This window comes from Massilia sp. Soil_C_3 (genome assembly GCF_057657035.1).
The window spans coordinates 128,935-151,131 of record NZ_JBDGJG010000008.1; the positions used below are offsets into that span (position 1 = coordinate 128,935).

A 22,197-nucleotide genomic window follows, 5' to 3' on the forward strand; every position below is an offset into this window, starting at 1 on the left:
ATGCGAAAGCTACTAGTCGTTTCTCTGGCGTACGCCATAGCCTGCGCTGGCATATTTTCGATACTTTATCATCTCGACTTCGAAGGCGACTATTTGACAAGTGGGACAGCAGCAGTCGTTGGCTATCTCGCTTATCTAGTCTATGAACTCGAGCAAATTAATCGACTAAAAAGTGCGGCAAAGATTATCATTCTTGATGTGAGAAATGCTGAAGAAGCATTAGCTGGAGTCCATGGCGGCGCCAACTATAGTGCTTGGTCGAAGTTTAGCGTAATCGAAAACAACTGGCCGAAGTTGAAACAGCACTTCATCACATCTTTGACCACAGATGAGTTTCGGATTTTTGACCACTTTTTTCATGCTTGGTCGGAGGTTGTCGCTGCCAAGAATCGGTTTGAAGAGAATCAGTATTCGGCAATAGTCTCAAAGTCGGAGTATATTCAACAAACACTTTTGGATCTATGGGCCGAAAATCCGATCGACCTTGAGCAGAAACGCAATCTGATCATAGCGAGAGCAAACGCCGAGACATTCTTGTTCGAACCGAGCCTTCCCCAAAATCAGTTATCTCACTTTTTATCCCTACTTCGACCTTTATCCGGTACGACAGGGTTCGAAAAGCTCCGAAAGACTGCTGGTATGCGATAAAAATAGGGCCGAGCACCTAATGCCTCGGCCCTAATTACGTGATTCCAGCGCCGTTGCTAGATACTCAGCTTGCGCAGCTATCTCGATCTCCCTCCGCTGCCGAGTTTCGTTGAGTCAAGGTTAGTCAAACAGCTTGAACTTCAGCTGAAACGAAATACCGCCATACAGGCGGTCCTTGTAGTTGGGGATGATCCCGACGTTCACGCCGACCCGCTTGTATTCATAGGTCAGGGTCGGGATCGCACCCGGGAACCAGCCGCCGTCGCGCGTCTTCGGATAGCCGTCGAAGGCGGCCAGCGCCAGGCCCACGCGCACCGGACCCACCGCATACGGCTGCCAGATCACGCCCGCGTAGTTCGACCAGGCGCGGTCGCTGTTGTAGAAGCGGCCGGCGGTGGCCGTCATCGTGCCCTTGAAGCGGTACTCGAACGCCAGGCCCTTGTTGTTGTCGTTCAGGTCCTTGTCGCCGTCAAAGTGCGCAGTATAGAAGCCGGTGTCGATCCACAGCTCGCTGGTCGGCGACGGATCGATCCTGGTGAAGAAGTCAGCGGCGGATGCCGCCGGCGCGGCCAGGCAAGCGCAGACAGCGGCCAGGGGTAAGAATGGGGAAAACAGCGCGCGGCTCAATCGTCGGCTCCGGGATCAAGGTGGGGGAACATCACTTCGGTGAAACCGAAGCGGGAAAAATCGCGGATCCGCATCGGGTACAGGATGCCGAGCAGGTGATCCACTTCATGCTGCACCACGCGCGCATGGAAACCTTCGGCATCAACCACGATGCGCTTGCCGAACTGGTCGACGCCTTCGTAATGCAGGCGCGTATGGCGCGGCACGCTGCCGCGCAGGCCCGGTACCGACAGGCAGCCTTCGACGCCCTCTTCCATCTCGTCGGACAAGGGCGTGAGCACGGGATTGATCAAGACGGTCTCGGGCACCGGCGGCGCGTCGGGATAGCGCTGGTTGCTGCCGAAGCCGAAGATCACCAGCTGCCGGTCGACGCCGATCTGCGGCGCGGCCAGGCCGGCGCCGTTGGCGGCATGCATGGTCTCGAACATGTCGGCGATCAGCGCATGCAGCTCGGGTGTATCGAATTCCGTAACCGGCTGCGCCACCCGCAGCAGGCGCGGATCGCCCATTTTCAGGATGTCGCGCACCGTCATACCAGGCCCCGTCCTTCCAGCAGGCCCGCCAGCGAGGCGCGAAAAGCCTCGGCCGTTTCCGGGTGCTTCAGGCCGATGGCGGCGGTGGCCTGCAGATAGCCCAGCTTGGAGCCGCAGTCGTAGCGCTCGCCGGCGTAGCGGTAGGCCAGCACGCGCTCGTCGCGCATCAGGGCCGCGATGCCGTCGGTGAGCTGGATCTCGCCGCCGGCGCCCTTGCCGATGTTTTCCAGGTAGCCGAAGATCGATGGCGACAGCACGTAGCGGCCGACCACGGCCAGGGTCGACGGGGCGTCCGCGGGCTGGGGCTTTTCGACGATGCCGGACACCAGCTCCAGGTCCTGGCGATAGGCCGAGGCGCTGACGATGCCGTACTGGCGGGTATGCTCGCGCGGCACGTCCTGCACCGCCAGGATGCTGCTGCGTTCATAGCCGTAGACGTCGACCATCTGGGCCAGCACCGGCTTCTGGCCGTCGGCGGTGTCCATGAAATCGTCCGCCAGCAGCACGGCGAAGGGCTCGTTGCCCACCACCGGACGCGCGCACAGCACCGCATGGCCCAGGCCCAGGGGCGACGACTGGCGGATATAGATGCAGTTGACGTTCTTCGGGATCACGCCGCGCACGGTCTCGAGCAGGGCCTGCTTGCCGGCCGCCTCGAGCTCGGATTCGAGCTCGTAGGCCTTGTCGAAATGGTCTTCGATGGCGCGCTTGTTGCGGCCCGTGATGAAGATCAGTTCAGTCACGCCGGCGGCCACCGCCTCTTCGACCGCGTACTGGATCAGCGGCTTGTCGACGATCGGCAGCATCTCTTTCGGCTGCGCCTTGGTCGCCGGCAGGAAGCGGCTGCCCAGGCCGGCGACGGGGAATACGGCTTTGCGGATCAGGTTCATGTGGTCCAGTATGGATGGTTGTTATTGCACTTCTATGACTGCGCCTGTCACTGTCCCAGCAGCGCCAGCAGCGCCGCCTCGTCCAGGATCGCCACGCCCAGCTCTTCGGCCTTGGCCAGCTTGCTGCCCGCTTCCGCGCCGGCCACCACATAGGAAGTCTTCTTCGAGACCGAGCCCGATATCTTGCCGCCGGCCTGCTCGATCAGCGCGCCGGCCGCGTCGCGGCTCATGGTCGGCAAGGTGCCGGTCAGGACGAAGGTCTTGCCGGCCAGCGGTCCCTCGGGCTCGGCGGCTGCGGCGGCTTCGGGCAGGGAGTCCAGCAGCGAGCGGCGCAGGGCCGCCAGCGACTGCACCCGTTCCCGGTTCTCGCGCACCGCCATCCATTCCTCGAGCGACGCCGCGACCGTCGCCGGCAGGCCGAAGATGCCGAAGTCGGTGCGCACGCCGATGTCTTCCAGCGTCTGACCGGCGCCTACCACCTGGCGCGCGCGCGGCTCGGTCAGTTTCGGGATGTCGAGCGCGGCCAGCAGCTTGATCTCGTCGAGCTTTTCGCGCAACTGCGCTTTCGGCGCATGCTCGCCCTTCGGCGCCACGCCGGCGTCCAGCAAGGCGTTCAGGGCGATCTGGTTCTTTTCTTCGGAGAAGAATTCGGCGATCGACTCGGCCACCGTGCCGCCGATATCGGGCAGCACGCGCAGCAGTGCGGCCGGCGCGCGCCGCACCAGGGCCAGGCTGCCGAGCCAGTCGGCCAGCGTCTTGGCGGTCGACTCGCCCACGTGGCGGATGCCGAGTGCGAACAGCAGCCGTTCGAGCGGCGGCTGGCGGCTGGCGGCGATCGCGGCCAGCAGGTTGTCGGCCCATTTGGTCGCGACCTTGCCCTGTTTTACGGTCTCGGGTGTGGTGCCGTCGCGCTCGTCGGCCAGGCGCTTCATCTTGAGCAAGTCGTCAAGGCTCAGGCTATACAGGTCGGCCACGCGCGTGACCAGGTTCGCCTCGACCAGGCTGTCGATATAGCGATCGCCCAGGCCCTCGATGTCCATCATGCGGCGGCCGGCGAAGTGGCGGATCGCTTCCTTGCGCTGAGCCGCGCAGGTCAGGCCGCCGGAGCAGCGCGCGATCGCTTCGTCGGCTTCGCGCACCACGTGCGAGCCGCATACCGGGCACTGCTTCGGCAATTCATAGATGGCCGGTTCCGGGCTCGGGCGGCGCTCCAGCACCACCGCCAGCACCTCGGGGATGACGTCGCCGGCGCGGCGCACGATCACGGTGTCGCCCACGCGCACGTCCTTGCGCCGTACCTCGTCCTCGTTGTGCAGGGTGGCATTGGTGACGGTGACGCCGCCGACCGAGACCGGCACCAGGCGCGCCACCGGCGTGATGGCGCCGGTGCGGCCGACCTGCACCTCGATCGCCTGGACCGTGGTCAGCGCTTCCTCGGCCGGGAATTTATGGGCCAATGCGAAACGCGGCGCGCGCGAGACGAAGCCCAGGGCGCGCTGGTCGTCGATGCGGTCGACCTTGTACACCACGCCGTCGATCTCGTAGGGCAGCGACTTGCGGCGTTCGCCGACGTCGCGGTAGAACTCGAGCAGGCCGTCACGGCCCGCGACCACCTTGCGTTCCTTCGCCACCGGCAGGCCGAGCGCCTCGAACCAGTCAAGGAGGCCCGAATGGGTGTCGGGCAGGTCGGCGCCGTCCACCTGGCCCACGCCATAGGCGAAGAAGCGCAGCCGGCGTTCATTGGTGATGCGCGCGTCGAGCTGGCGCAGGCTGCCTGCCGCGGCATTGCGCGGATTGGCGAATTCCTTCTGGCCGCCGGCGCGCTGGCGCTCGTTCAGGGCCTCGAAGTCGCGCTTGAACATCAGCACTTCGCCGCGCACCTCGAGCACGGCCGGCACCTCGCTACCGTGCAGACGCATCGGGATCACGCGCACGGTGCGGATATTGGCGGTGACGTCCTCGCCGGTGTAGCCGTCGCCGCGGGTCGCCGCCTGCACCAGGCGTCCCTCTTCGTAGCGCAGGCTGATGGCCAGGCCATCGAATTTGAGTTCGGCGTTGTAGAGCACCTGGCGCACTTCGAGGCCTTCGCGCGCCTTGCGGTCGAAATTGTCGATGTCGTCGTCGGTAAAGCCGTTGTTCAGCGAAAGCATCGGCACCGCATGGGTGACCTGGCCGAACTCGGGAATCGGGGCGTCGCCCACGCGCCGGGTCGGCGAGTCGGGGTCGACGCCCTCCGGGTGCTTGGTCTCCAGCGCCAGCAGCTCGTGGTACAGCTTGTCGTACTCGGCGTCGGGAATCGTCGGCGCGTCCAGCACATGGTAGTTGTAGCTGGCGCGGTTCAGTTCCGCGACCAGCCACCGCATTCGTTCAATGCTGCGCTGGCGGTCATTCTGTTGCTCTTGCTCGGTCACCGGGCTTCCTCAGCTGAACAGGCGCAGCGCGCGGGTCGAGCCGGCCGGGATGTCGGCCGCGTCCATCTCCTGGTAGAACTCACCCACCTGGCCCTTGATCTCGTCCAGCGCCTCATCCACCAGCGGCTGGTCGAAATCGTCGACGATGGTCGCGTCCAGGCGCTGCGTCAGTCCGCGCGCCGTATCGACCATGCGGCCGAAGGCGTTGCGCGCGGGGGCCACGCACGGCACGTCCAGCAGCAGGGTCAGGCGCGAGGTGGTGTCGGCGCCCAGGGTGACATTGGTCGACAGCGTGAACAGCACGCCGCCGCCCGTGCTTTCCTTGTCGGGCATCGCGAAGCGGCCGTCCGGACGCACGTCGAAGCCGGCGTTCTCGAGGGCGCCGATCAAGGTCGACATCGCCCACGGCGCGCCGTTCGCGGCCAGGTTCACGCCCAGCTGGGCGTCGTGGCCGGCCACGAAGCGGTGCAGGATGCGCGCCTCGGCCATCACTTCGATCATGTCCGGCACTTCCGGTTCGGCCCCGATCTCGTCGGCCACCGCGCGCAGGCGCGTGACCAGCTCGGAGTATTCGAGTTCGTTCAGCGCCGTGGTGCGGGTGGCCATCTGCACGCCCGCCTGCAGCTTGGTGTACACGCCGCCATGCACGATCGGCTCCCATTCGCCGCTGACGGCGAAGCCGATGTAGTGGATCGGCTTGTTGCCGACGCGGCGCAGCGTCAGCAGGGTCGGCAGGATCTTGTCGCCACGCACTGGGGTCTCGAGCGACAGCGGAATCAGGCAGTCGATCAGCGGATCGACCAGGCATTCGGCCAGTTCGGCCGGCGGCATGCCGGGACGGGTGCCGGGCAGCGAGGCGGCCACCGCATCCTGGGCGGCGCTGGCGCCGGGGGCGCGGTAGGTCGTGGCGGGAGCGCTGGCGGTCGGTGCGACCGGCGCGGCTGGGGCCACCGGCGCTGGCGTGGCCGCAGGCTGTGCTTCCGGCGACGGCGCCGGCGCCGGCGTGTCCAGCTGCGGCTCGGGTTTGACGTCGGCCGGCACGAAGGCGTCGGCGTCGAGCACGGGTTCCCTGGCGGCCACCGGCGCATTGTCTTCGAGGCCGGCCTTGAGGTCGGCCTCAAGCACCGGCTCGTGGCGGTCCACGGCCGGGGCCTGTTCGCCATCGCGCATCAGGACGTCGTCGTGGTCGGAGGCGAAGGCGCGTTCGACGCTCTTCCGGGCCTTGTATTCCTGCCACTTGTTGTAGGTGATGACGCCGACGACGAAGACGCCGCCGGCTGCGATCAGGCTCATTTGGAAATCAGTCATGCTGCGTGTGCCTCAATAGCGAAGTTCGCGCCGGACGCCGGGTCCTGTTGTTGTGCGCGAAGGTTGATTCGATCGAAATGCCATCCGTGCGGGCGCTCCCCACGAAAACTCGTGCCATCATACCAACTCCCCCGCCCGGATGCCATGAATTGGCGGAGCAACCCCTATTTAAGTCCCGGCCGCCCTCAGGCCGGCAAGGCGACCACGACCTCGCTGCCCAGCCCCTCCCCCGGGCTCGACGCCCGGACCCGGCCGCCGTGCAGGTGCACCAGCTTCTTCACCAGCGCCAGTCCGATGCCCAGGCCGCCCTGCGCGCGGTCGGGCGTACGCTGCCCCTGTCGGAACAGCTCGAACACGCTGTCGACCAGCTCGGGCGCCATGCCGATGCCGTTGTCGCTCACCGCGATCTCCACCATATTGCCGGCGCGCGCCAGCGTGACGACGATGCGCCCGCCGGGCGGCGTGTACTTGGCGGCATTCGACAGCAGATTGGCCAGCACCTGGACCAGCCGCTTGCGGTCGCCGTGCACCTGGACGCCGGCGGCTTCGTCGACGACCGACAGCGCATGCGTGCGCGCCTCGACCAGCGGGCGCGCCTGTTCGATGGCCTCGTCGACCAGCAGGCGCACCGCCACGTCTTCCTGGCCCAGCGCGATCAGGCCGCGCGTCACGCGCGACACGTCCAGCAGGTCGTCGATCAGGCCGGTCATGTGGGTGGATTGGCGCGCGATCACCCGGCCGATGTGCTCGACCCGGGCCGGATCGGCCTTCGCCAGCGGCAGCAGCGCCGCCGCGCTGCGGATCGGCGCCAGCGGATTGCGCAGCTCGTGGCCCAGCATGGCGAGGAATTCGTCCTTGCGCTGGTCGGCCTCGCGCAGCGCATCTTCGGTCAGCTTGTGCTCATGGATGTCGGTGCAGGTGCCCATCCAGCGCTGTATGGCGCCTTGCGCATCGCGCACGGGCAAGGCGCGGCCGAGCACCCAGCGGTAAGTGCCGCTGTAGTGGCGCAGCCGGTATTCGATCTCGTAGGGCTCGCCGGTGGCCAGCGAATGACGCCACTTGGCCCAGGCGGCCTCCTGGTCGTCCGGATGGAACATATCGTTCCAGCCCTCACCGTCGGTCGATCCAGGCGGGACGCCGGTAAAGCCATACCACTGGTCATTGTAGTAATCGTGGAAGCCGTCTGGCTGGGTTGACCAGACCATCTGCGGCATCGCGTTCGTGATCGCGCGAAAGCGCGCCTCGCTCTCGGCCAGCGCGCGCTCGGCCGCGCGCGTGGCCGAGATGTCGATCACCACCCCGAAGCCCTGGCGGCGGTCGGCCAGCAGGTTGCCGGCGCCCACCAGCACCGGGATGCGGCGGCCGTTGCGGTGCAGGAACTCCTTCTCGATCAGCGGCATCACGTCGTGCGCACGCAGGCGCGCGAGGCCGGCGTCGTCGGCCTCGCGCCACTCGGGCGGCGTCAGCGCGCGCCAGGACAGGCCGGCGCGCAGGTCGTCACGGTCCAGCCCCAGCATGGCGAGAAACGCATTGTTGCAGTCGAGGATATCGCCGTCGAGGGTGTAGCGCACCACGCCGACCGGACTGAGTTCGACCAGGCGGTCGAGTTCACGGGCGGTCTGGTCGACCTGCGGCGGCAGCGGCGCGGCCACGCCCAGCACACCGACGATGAAGCCATCGGGTTCGCGCACGGGCGACAGGGCCAGCTGGACGCGCGTGGGCAGCTCCACCTCGGTGCGGGCCTGGGCCAGGCTGCCGTCGAGGATGCGGGCGACCAGCTCGCCGGCGCCGGGAAGCAGTGATGCGAGCGGCGTCCAGGTCTCGATCGATGCGGTCGGAGCGCCTTGCAGCAGCGCCGCGAAGGCCGGATTGGCTGCGGCCATGCCGACCTCGCCGTCGCCGTCGCCGTCGCCGTCACGGCGCACGATGAACATCGGCGCCGGCGACGCCCCGATCAGCCGCAAGCCCTGCTCCACTGCGGATGGGATGGGGACGGACTGCGGTGGTATGGAATGGTCGGTCATTGCAATCATTCGTGCGGCGGCCCGGGGGGGGGCCGGTCCCGCTCAGGCGGCAGCCAGGTCGGCGGCGGACTCCATGTCCACCGCGACGATGCGCGAGACGCCCTGTTCCTGCATCGTCACCCCGATCAGCTGGCTGGCCATCTCCATCGCGATCTTGTTATGCGAGATGAACAGGAACTGGGTGTGCTCGGACATGCGCTTGACCATGCGGCAGAAGCGCTCGGTATTGGCGTCGTCCAGCGGCGCGTCGACCTCGTCCAGCAGGCAGAATGGCGCCGGGTTCAGGCGGAACATCGAGAACACGAGGGCGGTCGCGGTCAGCGCCTTCTCGCCGCCCGACAGCAGGTGGATGGTGGCGTTCTTCTTGCCCGGCGGCTGGGCCATGACCTGGACGCCGGCGTCCAGGATCTCGTCGCCCGTCATCACCAGCCTGGCATTGCCGCCGCCGAACAGGATCGGGAACAGTTCCGAGAAGTGGCCGTTCACGCGGTCGAAAGTGTCCTGCAGCAGGTCGCGGGTCTCGCGGTCGATGCGGCCGATCGCGTCTTCGAGCGTGTTGATGGCCTCGTTCAGGTCGGCGTTCTGCGAATCCAGGAAGCGCTTGCGTTCGGTGGCCTGCGCCAGCTCGTCGACCGCCGCCAGGTTGACGGCGCCCAGGCCGCTGATGGCATTCGTCAGCCGGGTGACTTCGGCCTGCAGGTACTGGGGCTTGAGCTCGGGGTCGAGTTTTTCCGCCAGCGCCGCCTCGTCGGCGCCGGTGGCGGCCAGCGCTTCGGCAAACTGCTCCTGGTTCAGGCGCGCGGCCTGTTCCTTCAGTTGCATCTCTGTGATGCGGTCGCGCTGCGGCTGCAGGCTGCGCTCGGACCCCATGCGTGCTTCTTCCGCCGCGCGCAACTGCCGGGCGACCTGGTCCAGCTCGTGGCGGGCGTCGGACAGCGCCACTTCCTGCTTCGTGCGGCGGTCGAGCAGCTCTTGCAAGCCCTCGTGCGCGGTGCCGCTCTCGAGCGCCTCGAGCTCCAGGCGCGCCTGGGCCAGGCTGGCGCCGACCTGTTCGGCCTGGGTGGCGGCGGTCGCCATCGTGCGGCGCAATTCCTCGATCCGGCTGCGCTGGGTGCGTTCGGCGAACTGCGCCTCTTGCGCGCTGCGTTCCAGCTCGCGCAGGTGGTCGCGCGCACGGCCCAGCGCCTGCTCCTGTTCGAGGAAAGCGGTCTGGCCGTCTTCGTGCGCCTCCTGCAGCTCGGCCAGTTCCAGGTCGAGCTGCTCGAATTCCTGCTCCGCTTCAAGCTGGGCCTGGCGCTGCTCGGCTTCCTGGGCCGCGATCTCGGACAGGTCGTCCGCGATCTGGCCGCTGCGCTGGTTGAAGCGGGCCTCGATCTCGCTCTGCTTGAGCACCTCGATCTGCAGCGCATGGCCCTCGCGCTGCAAGGTGGCCACGCGGCCGCGCGCATCCTGCAGCCGGCGCGCCAGGTCGCTGACGGCGGCGTCGGCGCGGACCGCGCGCGCACGCGCTTCTTCGGCCAGCAAGGCCTGGGCGCGGAGCTGCTTGCCGATGTTCTCGATCTCGTGCTGGCGCGCCAGCATGCCGTCCTGCTCGGCGTCCGGCGCGTGGAAGCGCACGCTGGAACGGGTCACCATGTGACCCTCGCGCGTGACGAAGGCGGCGCCCTGCGGCAGGCGCGCGCGGTCGGCGAACGCTTGGGCCGCGTCGACAGCTATGTAGACGCCGTGCAGCCAGTCTTCGAGCACGCCGCGCACGCCGGCGTCGTTCACGCGCAGCAGGCTGGAGAACGGCTTCAGCCCGTCAGGCGCCGCCGCGTGGCCGCCTGCCTGCGGCGAATACAGCGCCAGGCGGGCCGGTGGGGCGTCAAGCACGAAGGCCTTGGCCCAGTCGATATTCGATACCTCCAGCGCGCCGGAACGCTCGCGCAGCACGGCTTCGAGCGCAGTCTCCCAGCCTGGGTCCACGTCCAGCTTCTGCCACAGGCGCGGCAAGACGGCCAGCTCGTGCTTCTCGAGCCAGGGCTGGACCTTGCCCTGGGTCTGCACGCGCTCCTGCATCTGGCGCAGCGCATTCAGGCGCGCTTCCAGCTGGGCGTTGGCGGCGGTTTCCGACTGTACCTGCGCGTGCGCCTCCTTGCGTTCGAGCTCGACCGCCTCCTGGCGGCCGGTCGCCTCGTCGAGCAGCATGGTCTGTTCTTCCAGCGCCTGCTGCTTTTCTTCCAGCTGCAGGCGCAGGTTGTCGAGGGTCGCGCTGTCGGGCAGGTTGAGGCCATTCCTCTCCTGCTGCAGGCGTTGGCGGCGCGCCGCCAGGTTGTTCAGGATGCCGGCGGCATTGCGGCCGTGGGCCGAGGCCAGCTCGATTCGCTGCTGGACCTGCATGATGCGCGCGCGCGAGGCGGTCGCGCTTTCCTGGCCGGCGCGCCAGGCCGCTTCCAGCTCGGGCAGGCGCTCGTGGTGGACCTCGACCGCGATCTGGGCGCCTTCCGCTCGTGCGGCCAGTTCTTCCAGCTGCATTTCGGCTTCTTCCTGGCCTTCGCGCTGCTCCTGTTCCTGCGCCAGCCATTGATCGCGCTGCGCGGTGAGCGTGACGATCTGGTTCTGCAGGCGGGTGCGCGACTCGACCACGAACTTGATCTGCGCCTCCAGGCTGCCGATCTCGGAATTGATCCCGTACAGGGCGCCCTGCGCCGTGTGCAGGCGGTCGCCGGCCGCGAAGTGGGCCTGGCGCAGGTGTTCGAGGTCGACTTCGACGCTGCGCAGCTTGGCGGTCTGTGCTTCCAGCGCGGTCTGCGCTTCTTCCATCTCGCGGAAGAATTTGACTTGTTCGGCCTTGGCCTCGTTCTTGCGCATCAGCCAGAGCAGCTTCTGCTTTTCTTCCTGGTCGGCCTGCAGCTGGTGGAAGCGGTTGGCTACCGCCGCCTGGGCTTCCAGCTTTTCGAGGTTGGCATTCAGCTCGCGCAGGATGTCCTCGACCCGCAGCAGGTTCTCGCGCGTGTCCGACAGGCGGTTCTCGGTCTCGCGGCGCCGTTCCTTGTACTTCGAGACGCCGGCCGCTTCTTCGAGGAAGACCCGCAGTTCTTCCGGGCGCGATTCGATGATCCTCGCGATCATGCCCTGGCCGATGATGGCGTAGGCGCGCGGACCGAGTCCGGTGCCGAGGAAGATGTCCTGGATGTCGCGCCGGCGCACCGGCTGGCCGTTGATGTAATAGGTGGACGTGCCGTCGCGCGTGAGCGTGCGCTTGACCGCGATCTCGGCGTACTGGCCCCACTGGCCGGCGGCTTTGCCGGCGCTGTTGTCGAACACCAGTTCGACCGAGGCGCGGCCGGCGCTCTTGCGGTGGGTGGAGCCGTTGAAGATCACGTCCTGCATCGACTCGCCACGCAGCTCGGAGGCTTTCGACTCGCCCAGCACCCAGCGCACCGCGTCGATGATATTGGATTTGCCGCAGCCGTTGGGACCGACCACGCCGACCAGCTGACCTGGAACCTGGAAATTGGTGGGATCGACGAACGACTTAAATCCCGACAATTTGATGGAAGAGAGGCGCACGTGGATCGGCTAGGACGGTAGAGGTAAAGCGCGCATCATACCATTGCCGGCACAGGCTTGACCGCCGCGCTCAGGATGCGGCCGACCACGCCCTCGGCCGCCACCACGCGCATTGCACCCTCGCGCAGCAGCTCGGCCAGGCGCGCGGCCGGCAGCGAAAACGCTTCCTGGCGTCCGGCGCCCGAGAAGATGTACAGCGTGCGCAGCGGGCTGACCCAGGCCAGGCGCACCCGGCGCACGATGTGCGCCTCGCTCAGCTCGAGGCGCATTCCGCGCTCCAGGCTGGCAAGCAGGGCAGCGGCCGGATCGCTTGCCGCGGCCTGCGCTTGCTCGGCCTGGAGTCGGGCCTGCTCGCGCTCTTCTTCCTGCTCCTGCGCCACCCGGCGCAGCGCGTCCTGCTGGGCCGCCTCGAGCGCCAGTTCGAGCTGGCGCTCGGGCAGCAATTCGATCGGCGCGCGCACGATCGAGGCGTGACATTCGGCCAGGGCGGCGAAGAACTGCAGGCGCTCGGCATCCTGCCAGCGGGTGGCGTCGAGCCAGTTGTTCAGGCTTGCCAGCAGCGCCGGCAGGCGGGCGATCAGGGCCTTCCTCTGCTCCTGGGTCGCCTTCGGCTTGACGCTCCAGATCAGGTCTTCCATCGTGCGCGTGGCATTGTCGACGGCGCCGGGGCGGCTGTCCTCGATCGTGTAGGCCAGCGCCAGCGCGGCGCTCCAGCGGCCTTCGAGAAAGCCCGAGACGGCGGGGATCAGCTGTTCTCCCGCCATGCGCAGCGCCACCGCGCGCCGGGCCGAGCGTTCGGCAGCGGCGCGCTTTTCGCTGCGCATGGCCTGGGCGATGGGCGCCGCCATGGCCGCCTCTTCGATGTGGTCGCGCGCGGCCAGGCCGGCTTCGAGGTCGGCGACTGCCGCATCGAACTCGGGATCGACCTGGCCGCGCACGCGCTCGACGCTGCGGCGCATGGCGCGGTAGACCGGGTCGTCCGCGTCCAGCGGGCGTTCCCAGCCGGCCTGCGACAGCAGGTCGAGCAGGCGTCGCGCCGGGTGGGCTTCCTGGAAGAAGAAGCTGCGGTCGCGCAGCGCGCTGCGCAAGACCGGCAACTGCAGGTGGCCGATCAGTTCGCGCGTCTCGGGGGCGACGCCGTCGTCCTGCAGCACGCTGCCGAACACGCGCGACAGCAGGTCGAGCGTGGTTTCGTCGGCGCGCGACAGGGCGCCCTGCGGCAGGCTGGCGCGCAGGCCGGGCAGGACCAGGACGCCGGGGGCGGCGTCCGGGGCTGCGGCGCCGGCGCGGGCCAGTAGATCGATCAGGGGCTGTGCGGATGGCGCCGGCGATGCGGCGCTGCCGGCGCCACCCGACGCGTAAACCGTGGTTGGATGGGCGGCTGGGCCCGCGGTGGCGCCTGCCGCAGGCTCGGGCGACGCCAGCGGCGCCACCGCGAAGCCGGATGCCGTGCTCGGACGCCAGCCGCCGCTGCCCTGCGGCAGGTTCGGGATCTCGTCGACAGCCAGGGCCGGGTCGAACAGCTGGCGCAGTTGCTGGGCCAGCGCGGCGTCGCGCCGGGCGCGTTCGGCCTGGCGCGATGCGCGGTCGTCGGTCTTGCTGAAGCGGGTATCGGCATTGTCGCCCTTGCGCGACTTGAGCTTCCCGACCAGGGCCTCGTACAGCGGCCCCAGGTCGAACATCACCCCCGGCCGCAGCAGCGGCGCCACCAGGCCGTGGGCGTCGGGATCGGGTTCGAACTGGCGCCAGGCCGCGTCCACGGCGGCCAGGAAGACGTCGGGGCGGAAGGGATTGTGCGCGGCCCGCACCAGGTCGCGTCCGAGCAGCAGGCCGAGGCGCACGCCCAGCGTGGCCAGGCCCTCGGAATGCTGCAGGTCGAACGGCCGGCTGACGGCGCCCAGCGCCATCTGCTGGTCGATCTGTTCCAGCGGGACCAGGCTCAGTTCGGCCGCGATGGCTGGGGCAGCGGCCGGCGCATCGGCAGCGTGCGGCAGCAGGCGCGCGACTTCCCGGCGCAGCGCTGCTTCGATCTCGCTCGTCGCCAGGTGCGTGAATGCGTAACCGTTGTCCTTGAGGAGGTTGCCCGACTTGACGCGCCGCATGACGGTAGCGGGGTCGAGCCCGGCTGCGGTCAGGTCGAGCAGCGCGGACACCATGCGCCGCGCCATGTCCGCCAGGCCGGACTCGGCATGGCTGCACGCGATGTCGACCAGCTCGGCCAGCGTCGCCTGCTGGGCGGATGCGGCCTTGCGCGCGGCAGAGGTCTGGGCGGATGGGGTGGCCATGACGGTTCGGCAAAGTGAGGCAAGCCCCTATTCTGCCATATTCTTACCTCTCAGCAATGACCAAACACATCCGGACGGGGGCGCCGCCGGTCGCCGGCGCGACGGCCGGCGGACGATCCTGGTTCAGATATTGCGCAGGACGGCGCCTTTCGGCGGCGCGAAGTCCAGCACCTCGTGGATCATCTTCGCCTGCTTGGCATCGCGCGCCGTCATGTGCAGGTCGCCGTACTGGTGCACGCTCCACTGCTCGGGCGCGAGTTCGATTTCCTTGCGCAGGATGGCCTCGGTGCGCGCATCGTCGGCGCGCAGGCCTTCGACGATGATGTTGAGCGCATCCGGCCGCGAACCGGGCGAAGCGGTCGCATGCGACTTGTGGATCATGAAGCGCGCGGTCTCGCTGGCGTAGCGGCGCGAGCCGGCCAGGTAGAGCACCACCGCGATCGAGGCCACCGCCCCGGCGTTATACATCACAAACTTGATCGGTGAGCTGGCCATGAAGTTATACAGGCACAAGCCGTCGCTGACATAGCCGCCATTCGACTGCAGCAGCACGTGGGCGGTATCGATCCCGTCCTCGGTCATCGCCGCCACCGCCTCGAACATCCGGTGCACCATATCGCTGTTGACGTCGCCCGACAGCGTGTACCAACCCTCTTTCTCCTGCAACGCTTTTTCTTCGTTCATAGTCTTTTCCCGCCTACAAAGTAAGTGGAACAAGTGTAGCAAATCACGACAAACACCCCGAATGCCCTGCCCCAATAGTGCGCAGCAATTCTTTCCAGCAATTCCGCAGTGAAACTCCACAATGAGGGTCAGAGTAGACTTATTGGGCAATTCCTCAAAGTTGTCAAACAATTCGACGCTGACCCTAATTAATTTTTGGCCGTTTAGCGCTACCAAAATTGGGGTTTGATTCTCCCTATCAAATAGTTTTCCGGATGAACGCTTTTTGTTTCCCCAGCGGTCAGGAATTAATGAGGGTCAGAGTAGAATTAATGAGCAACTTCCAAAGTTGTCAAAGAATTCGACTCTGACCCTCATTGTTGGGTAAGGGGGTGGGGGCAATATGTGGGGGCTTGTGTGGTTGACAGGGTGGGCGGGCTGGCATATCCTCCGCAGTCTTGATCGGGAGAGCGCAGCGACGCTGCCGCCGAAGGGGCACTCACCCATAAACTCTCAGGCAAAAGGACCGGTCAAGGGACGGCGGCGCATGGCGCGGCCGGTCAACTCTGGAGAGCGGCCGCGATGCGGCCCACCGAAGGGGCAAGCGGCGCCAGCCGCTATCTCTCAGGTACCAAGGACAGAGGGGTCGATAGCGCACGACGATCGTGCCGACACCCTATTCATGCCCGAGGATTCCATGACGCTCAAAGCGACCCCGCTCAATTCCGCTCACCGTGCCCTTGGCGCCAAGATGGTCGATTTCGGCGGGTGGGATATGCCTGTCAATTACGGTTCGCAAATCGAAGAGCACAATGCGGTGCGCCTGGATGCCGGGATGTTCGATGTGTCCCATATGTGCGTCGTGGACGTCAAGGGCGCCAACACCCGCACCTTCCTGCGCGGTCTGCTGGCCAATAACGTCGACAAGCTGCAGGCGCCGGGCAAGGCCCTGTACTCGTGCATGCTCAATCCCGAAGGCGGCGTCATCGACGACCTGATCGTCTATTTTCTGTCCGAGGACTGGTTCCGCATCGTCGTCAACGCCGGCACCGCCGACAAGGACGTGGCCTGGATGAACGAGCAGAATGCCGCCACCAATAGCGGCGTGAGCATCACCCAGCGCCGCGACGGCAACGATCCGATCGCCCTGATCGCCGTCCAGGGCCCGAACGCCCGCGCCAAGGTGTGGGAGGTGCTGCCGACCACCAGGTCCGCGACCGAGAACCTCAAGCCGTTCAACGCCGCCATCGTTGGCGACACCGCCTTCGGCGAAGCCATGGTCGCCCGCACCGGCTACACCGGTGAGGACGGCTTCGAAATCGGCGTGCCCGCGGCCCAGGCCGTAGCCCTGTGGAATGCCCTGCTCGCCGCCGGCGTCAAGCCGGCCGGCCTCGGCGCGCGCGATACCCTGCGCCTGGAAGCCGGCATGAACCTGTACGGCCAGGACATGGACGAAACGACCAACCCGCTCGACGCCGGCCTGGCCTGGACCATCGACCTCGTCTCCGAGCGCGACTTCATCGGCAAGGCCGCGCTGCAGGCCAAGGGTCAACAGGCGCAGTTCGTCGGCCTGATCCTGCGCGAGAAAGGCGGCATCCTGCGCGCCCACCAGAAGGTCGTGGCAGCATCCGGTAACGAGGGCGAGATCACCAGCGGCACCTTCAGCCCCTCCATGCAGCAGGCGATCGCCCTGGCGCGCGTGCCGATGGACGTCGCCGTCGGCGACACCGTGCACGTGATCATCCGCGACAAGCGCCTGGCCGCGAGCGTGGTCAAGCTCCCGTTCGTGCGCAACGGCAAAGTGCTGGCCGCCTGAATCGCCGGACCGAATAACAAACACCTATACTAATAACCCCACCATCCTCAGGAGTTTTTATGAACATCCCTACCGACCTGAAATACACCGAATCCCATGAATGGGTGCGCCGCGAAGAAGACGGCAGCCTGACCGTGGGCATCACCGAATACGCGCAGGACGCGCTGGGCGACATCGTGTTCGTCGAACTGCCGCAGGTCGGCAAGGCATTCACCGCGGGCATGGATGCCGCCGTGGTGGAATCGGTCAAGGCCGCCAGCGACATCTATGCGCCGGTCGCGGGCACCGTCACCGCCGTCAACCAGCCGGTCGCCGACGCGCCCGACTCGATCAACCAGGATGCCTACGGCGCCTGGCTGTTCAAGCTGGCCCCGAGCGACGCCGCCGCCTACGACAAGCTGCTCGACGCCGACGCCTACGGCAAGACCACCGACCACTGATGGTCCAAGGTGCGCCCGTCCCCGGGCGCACCACCCTGAGTACCCCTCCTTGATCCAGCCAGCATTGGCGCCAGACTCCTTCCTACCATGACCCGCTCCAGCCTCACCCAACTTGAAGCACGCGATTCGTTCATCCCGCGCCACATCGGCCCGTCCGAATCCGAACAGGCAGCCATGCTGTCGACCCTCGGCTACGCTACCCGCGCCGCCCTGATCGACGCCGTGGTCCCGGCCAACATCCGCCGCAAGGACAAGCTGGACCTGGGCCAGTTCGCCGAACCGCGGACCGAAGAAGAAGCGCTGGCGCTCCTGAAAGGCCTGGCCTCGAAGAACAAGGTCCTGAAATCGCTGATCGGCCAGGGCTACTACGGCACCCACACGCCGAAAGTCATCCTGCGCAACATCTTCGAAAACCCGGCCTGGTACACCGCCTACACCCCTTACCAGCCAGAGATCTCGCAGGGCCGCCTGGAAGCCATCCTGAACTTCCAGCAGGCCATCACCGACCTGACCGGCATGGGCATCGCCAACTCGTCGATGCTCGACGAAGGCACCGCCGCCGCCGAGGCGATGACGCTGATCCAGCGCGTCGGCAAGTCGGCCTCGAAAGTGTTCTACGTGGCCGACGACGTGCTGCCGCAGACCCGCGAGATCATCGAGACCCGCGCCGAGCCGATCGGCGTCGAAGTGCGCACCATCGCCCCGGCCGACATCGAAAAGCTCGAAGAAACCTGCTTCGGCGTGCTGCTGCAATACCCGGGCGTCGACGGCGAAGTGCGCGACTACCGCGCCGCCGTCGAGCACCTGCATGCCGCAGGCAGCATGGTGATCGTGGCCGCCGACCTGCTGGCCCTGACCGTGCTGACCCCGCCGGGCGAATGGGGCGCCGACGTCGTGGTCGGCAACAGCCAGCGCTTCGGCGTGCCGCTCGGTTTCGGCGGCCCGCACGCCGGCTACCTGGCCACCCGCGACGAATTCAAGCGCAGCATGTCGGGCCGCCTGGTCGGCGTCACCGTCGACGCCCAGGGCAACCCGGCCTACCGCCTGGCGCTGCAGACCCGCGAACAGCACATCCGCCGCGAGAAGGCGACCTCGAACATCTGCACCGCGCAAGTGCTGCTGGCCGTGATGGCCGGCATGTACGCGGTCTACCACGGCCCGCAAGGCCTGGCCCGCATCGCGCGCCGCGTGCACCGCCAGACCACCATCCTGGCCGCCGGGCTGCAGCAGCTGGGCTTCGAGCTGGCCAACAAGACCTTCTTCGACACCGTCACCGTGCGTGTGCAGGATGCGGCCGCGATCCACCAGCAAGCCAATGCGCGCGGCCTGAACCTGCGCCAGATCGACGCCGCCACGGTCGGCATCTCGCTCGACGAAACCGTCACCCGCGACGACCTGGCCAGCCTGTTCGCCGTGTTCGGCAATGGCAATGGAAATGGCAAGAGCGTTGACCTGGACCAGCTGGACGCGGGCGTCGCCGACGCCTTCCCGGCGGCCCTGGCGCGCACCAGCGCCTACCTGACCCACCCGACCTTCAACCGCTACCACGCCGAGCACGAGATGCTGCGCTACCTGCGCGCGCTGGCCGACAAGGACCTGGCGCTGGACCGCACCATGATCCCGCTCGGCTCGTGCACCATGAAGCTCAACGCCACCGCCGAGATGGTGCCGGTCACCTGGCCCGAGTTCTCGAACGTCCACCCGCTGGCGCCGAACGAGCAGACCGTCGGCTACCGCGAGATGATCGCCCAGCTCGAAGCCATGCTGTGCGCCGCCACCGGCTACGCCGCCATCTCGCTGCAGCCGAACGCCGGCTCGCAGGGCGAGTACGCGGGCCTCCTGGTGATCCAGAAGTACCATCAAGCGCGCGGCGAAGGCCACCGCAACGTGTGCCTGATCCCATCGTCGGCCCACGGCACCAACCCGGCCTCGGCCAGCATGGTCGGCATGAAGGTCGTCGTCACCGCCTGCGACGACAACGGCAACGTCGATCTGGCCGACCTGAAGGCCAAGGCCGAGCAGTACAGCAAGGATCTGGCCTGCGTGATGGTCACCTACCCATCGACCCACGGCGTGTTCGAAGAGGGCATCAAGGAACTGTGCGAGATCGTGCACGCCCACGGCGGCCAGGTCTACGTCGACGGCGCCAACATGAACGCGCTGGTCGGCCTAGCCGCGCCGGGCGCCTTCGGCGGCGACGTCAGTCACCTGAACCTGCACAAGACTTTCTGCATCCCGCACGGCGGCGGCGGACCCGGCGTCGGCCCGATCGGCGTTGGCGCCCATCTGGCGAAGTTCCTGCCGAACCAGCGTTCCACCGGCTACGTGCGCGAAGGTCAGGAGAACGGCGACGGCATCGGCGCCGTCAGCGCCGCCGCCTTCGGCTCGGCCTCGATCCTGCCGATCTCGTGGATGTACATCGCGATGATGGGAGCCGAAGGCCTGACCAGCGCGACCGAAGTGGCGATCCTCAACGCCAACTACATCGCGCGCCGCCTGGCCCCGCACTACCCGGTGCTGTACGCGGGCCACGACGGCCTGGTCGCGCACGAGTGCATCATCGACCTGCGTCCGCTGCAGGACAAGACCGGCATTTCCAACGAAGACGTGGCCAAGCGCCTGATGGACTTCGGCTTCCATGCCCCGACCATGAGCTTCCCGGTGCCGGGCACGCTGATGATCGAGCCGACCGAGTCGGAATCGAAGATGGAAATCGACCGCTTCATCGAGGCGATGATCACCATCCACGCCGAGATCGTCAAGGTCGAGCGCGGCGAGTACGACCGCATCGACAACCCGCTCAAGGGCGCGCCGCACACCGCCGAAGTCGTCACTTCCGACGCCTGGGCCCACGGCTACACCCGTGAAGTGGCGGCCTTCCCGGTCGCCGGCCTGCGCAAGAAGAAGTACTGGCCGCCGGTCGGCCGCGCCGACAATGTGTACGGCGACCGCAACCTGTTCTGCGGCTGCGCGCCGATCAGCGATTACGAGTAATCGCAGCGGGTAATCACTTGCGGCTCGACGCGAGCCGCAAGTGCGACGCCTGTTGACGGCGGCGTTCCCTGCCAGCCCCCCGGCGTCCGCGCGCCGGATCGAAGGGCTTCGGCGGGGCAACGCCGCCGTCGTCTTTCCGGCCCGCGTTTTCCGCCTGCGGGGCCGCCTCCCGCGCCCCCTCCTCTTCCAGCCTGAACCCCGCCACCGTGCGCGACAGCGCCAGCGCCTGCATCTGCAGGGTGCGCGCCGCGCTCGCCGCTTCTTCCACCAGCGTGCAATTCTGGCGCGTCACCTGGTCCATCTGCACGATCGCCTGGCCCACATCGGCCAGCTGCGTGGCCTGGCCTTCGCCAGCCGCGCCGATGCGCCCGGCGAGGTCTTCCACCTCGCGCACCGTGCCGGCGATGCGCTCCATGCTGCTGCCGGCATGCAGGGCCCAGGCCGCGCCGCCGTCGATCTCGGCCAGCGATTGAGCCGCCACGGTGCGGATCTCGCGGCTGGCGGCGGCTACCCGGCGCGCCAGCGCCCGCACCTCGCCGGCCACCGCGGCCATCGCCGGCGACTGCGCACCGGCATCCATGCCCGCATCCACGCCTGCATCCATACTTGCGCGCGCCGCGTCCAGCGCCGCGTTCAGGGCCAGCGTGCCGGTCTCGCTCGCCGCCAGGTCCAGCCCATCGGCGATCTCGACCACCCGTTGCGCGCCGCGGCGGCTGCCCTGGAGCATCGCCACCAGCCGCTCGACCACGTCGCTGCCTTCGTGCGCCGCCTCGCCGGCGCCGGCGGCCAGGCGGTTGGCGGCGCGCGCCTGGTCGGCGCCCAGCTTGACGTCGGCCGCCAGCTCGCGCAGCGCGCCTTCGGTATGGGCCAGTGCGCTGGCGCGGAACACGGCGCGGCTGCCCAGGCTCAGGCTACCGAGCTTGATGTCGCGCGAGGCGGCGCCGATCAGGCGCGCCGATTCCAGGATCGAACGCAGGGTGCCGTTCAGGTTGCGGATGCTGGCGTCCAGCTGGCGCGAGGTGTCGGCGATTTCGTCGCCGCCGTAATCGTCGTCGAGATGCGCTCGCAATGTCAGGTCGCCGCTGGCCAGGCCGCTGGCGGCCCGCCCGATGCCGCGGATCTCGTCGAGCAGGATGCGGCGCACCGCGAAGGTGATCGCCAGCGACAGCCCGATCGCCAACAGCACCACGGCCGGCATCAGGACCGAGATCATGCGGAAGTCGGCCTTCGCGCGGCTGGAAGCTTCGCGCGACAGCGCTTCTTCGAGCGCACCCAGGTCGGCCAGGCGCTGCGCCACCAGCGCGAACGCGCTCTCGGCCTTCTGCATGGCGTTGGCGCTGATCGAGCCGTCCAGCGGCGCCAGTTCGATCACCTCGCGCACCGCCCCGGCGTAGCGCAGCTGGGCCGCCGCGGCCTGCTCCACGTGGCGGTCCTCGGCCTCGGTCAGGGTCATCTTGGCCAGGGAATCCAGGCCGGCCGCGATGCGCCGGTGCTGGGCCAGGATGTCCTGGCGCAGCGGCTCGGTGCGCGCCACCGGGAAGCTGCCGCCCATCCAGCTGAGCAGGCGATAGATGTCGGCGTGCGCCTTCTGCGACTGCGCCGCCAGGCCGCTGGCGGCGCGCATGCTGGCCGCGCGCTGGCCGACGATCGACTCGAGCGAATCGTTCTGGCGCACCATCGCGTAATACGCCACCCAGGACAGCAGGAGCAGCAGGATCAGGACGGCGCCGGGAGCGAGCAGCAGCTTGGGGCCGACTTTCAGCCGGGACAGCAGGCCGGACAGCATGGAGAACCCGGGAACGCGGTCGGCGGGCGGCGTGATCATGGCGTCCTCTCGTCGTGGTGCATTGTTTCCTCAGCGCATACAACAATGTACGCCGCAGACGGACGCCGCACTTGTCGCGGCGCAAGAGCCATGTCGGCAGACGGCGGAGGCGGCGACTTGCCGTGAAGAGGCGTTTTGAGCAAGAATCCGTCCAACAAATAGAACGAACCACACGGAAAAC

Annotated in this window: 14 protein-coding genes and 2 riboswitches; of the genes, 4 read left to right on the plus strand and 10 right to left on the minus strand. The window is 67.5% G+C overall.

What is annotated here, in order from left to right:
• Entirely contained in the window at positions 1–648 is a 648-nt protein-coding gene (locus AC3A6F_RS17755; protein WP_487683017.1) for a hypothetical protein, read from the plus strand.
• Positions 649–768: 120 nt separating this feature from the next.
• Here AC3A6F_RS17755 and AC3A6F_RS17760 read toward each other — a convergent pair whose 3' ends face one another.
• The 9 genes from AC3A6F_RS17760 to AC3A6F_RS17800 form a co-directional block, all read right to left on the minus strand.
• On the minus strand, positions 769–1,275 hold the full coding sequence (locus AC3A6F_RS17760) for a hypothetical protein (RefSeq protein ID WP_487683018.1): 507 nt from the start codon (positions 1,273–1,275) through the stop codon (positions 769–771).
• Positions 1,272–1,808 carry a peptide deformylase gene (gene def / locus AC3A6F_RS17765; protein WP_487683020.1) on the minus strand — a complete coding sequence of 179 codons (537 nt, stop codon included), beginning with the start codon at positions 1,806–1,808 and terminating at the stop codon, positions 1,272–1,274. The genes AC3A6F_RS17760 and def overlap by 4 nt, the downstream gene beginning before the upstream one ends.
• Positions 1,805–2,698, minus strand: coding sequence for a UTP--glucose-1-phosphate uridylyltransferase GalU (gene galU, locus AC3A6F_RS17770; RefSeq protein WP_487683022.1), 894 nt, complete (start codon positions 2,696–2,698; stop codon positions 1,805–1,807). The genes def and galU overlap by 4 nt, the downstream gene beginning before the upstream one ends.
• Before the next feature lie 47 nt (positions 2,699–2,745).
• Entirely contained in the window at positions 2,746–5,061 is a 2,316-nt protein-coding gene (ligA, locus tag AC3A6F_RS17775) for an NAD-dependent DNA ligase LigA (protein WP_487683024.1), read from the minus strand.
• A 57-nt stretch (positions 5,062–5,118) separates the two neighbouring features.
• Entirely contained in the window at positions 5,119–6,417 is a 1,299-nt protein-coding gene (locus AC3A6F_RS17780) for a cell division protein ZipA C-terminal FtsZ-binding domain-containing protein (protein WP_487683026.1), read from the minus strand.
• Positions 6,418–6,602: 185 nt separating this feature from the next.
• On the minus strand, positions 6,603–8,441 hold the full coding sequence (locus AC3A6F_RS17785; protein WP_487683028.1) for a sensor histidine kinase: 1,839 nt from the start codon (positions 8,439–8,441) through the stop codon (positions 6,603–6,605).
• Positions 8,442–8,483: 42 nt separating this feature from the next.
• Positions 8,484–11,993, minus strand: coding sequence for a chromosome segregation protein SMC (smc, locus tag AC3A6F_RS17790; RefSeq protein ID WP_487683029.1), 3,510 nt, complete (start codon positions 11,991–11,993; stop codon positions 8,484–8,486).
• A gap of 35 nt (positions 11,994–12,028) precedes the next feature.
• Entirely contained in the window at positions 12,029–14,278 is a 2,250-nt protein-coding gene (locus AC3A6F_RS17795) for a DUF1631 family protein (RefSeq protein WP_487683030.1), read from the minus strand.
• 123 nt (positions 14,279–14,401) lie between these two features.
• On the minus strand, positions 14,402–14,962 hold the full coding sequence (locus tag AC3A6F_RS17800; protein WP_487683031.1) for an ATP-dependent Clp protease proteolytic subunit: 561 nt from the start codon (positions 14,960–14,962) through the stop codon (positions 14,402–14,404).
• A gap of 432 nt (positions 14,963–15,394) precedes the next feature.
• A riboswitch (glycine riboswitch) is annotated at positions 15,395–15,480 on the plus strand.
• Positions 15,481–15,497: 17 nt separating this feature from the next.
• A riboswitch (glycine riboswitch) is annotated at positions 15,498–15,592 on the plus strand.
• Positions 15,593–15,638: 46 nt separating this feature from the next.
• Here AC3A6F_RS17800 and gcvT point away from each other — a divergent pair.
• From gcvT to gcvP, 3 genes are all read left to right on the plus strand, one after another.
• The gene (gene gcvT / locus AC3A6F_RS17805; protein ID WP_487683033.1) at positions 15,639–16,757 is read left to right on the plus strand and encodes a glycine cleavage system aminomethyltransferase GcvT; all 1,119 of its coding nucleotides are present in this window, start codon (positions 15,639–15,641) and stop codon (positions 16,755–16,757) included.
• A 59-nt stretch (positions 16,758–16,816) separates the two neighbouring features.
• Positions 16,817–17,197, plus strand: a complete 381-nt coding sequence (gcvH, locus tag AC3A6F_RS17810; protein WP_487683035.1) for a glycine cleavage system protein GcvH — start codon at positions 16,817–16,819, stop codon at positions 17,195–17,197.
• Positions 17,198–17,284: 87 nt separating this feature from the next.
• Entirely contained in the window at positions 17,285–20,191 is a 2,907-nt protein-coding gene (gcvP, locus tag AC3A6F_RS17815) for an aminomethyl-transferring glycine dehydrogenase (protein ID WP_487683037.1), read from the plus strand.
• Between the two features lie 13 nt (positions 20,192–20,204).
• Here gcvP and AC3A6F_RS17820 read toward each other — a convergent pair whose 3' ends face one another.
• Positions 20,205–22,016 carry a methyl-accepting chemotaxis protein gene (locus tag AC3A6F_RS17820; protein WP_487683039.1) on the minus strand — a complete coding sequence of 604 codons (1,812 nt, stop codon included), beginning with the start codon at positions 22,014–22,016 and terminating at the stop codon, positions 20,205–20,207.
• Positions 22,017–22,197 lie beyond the last annotated feature (181 nt).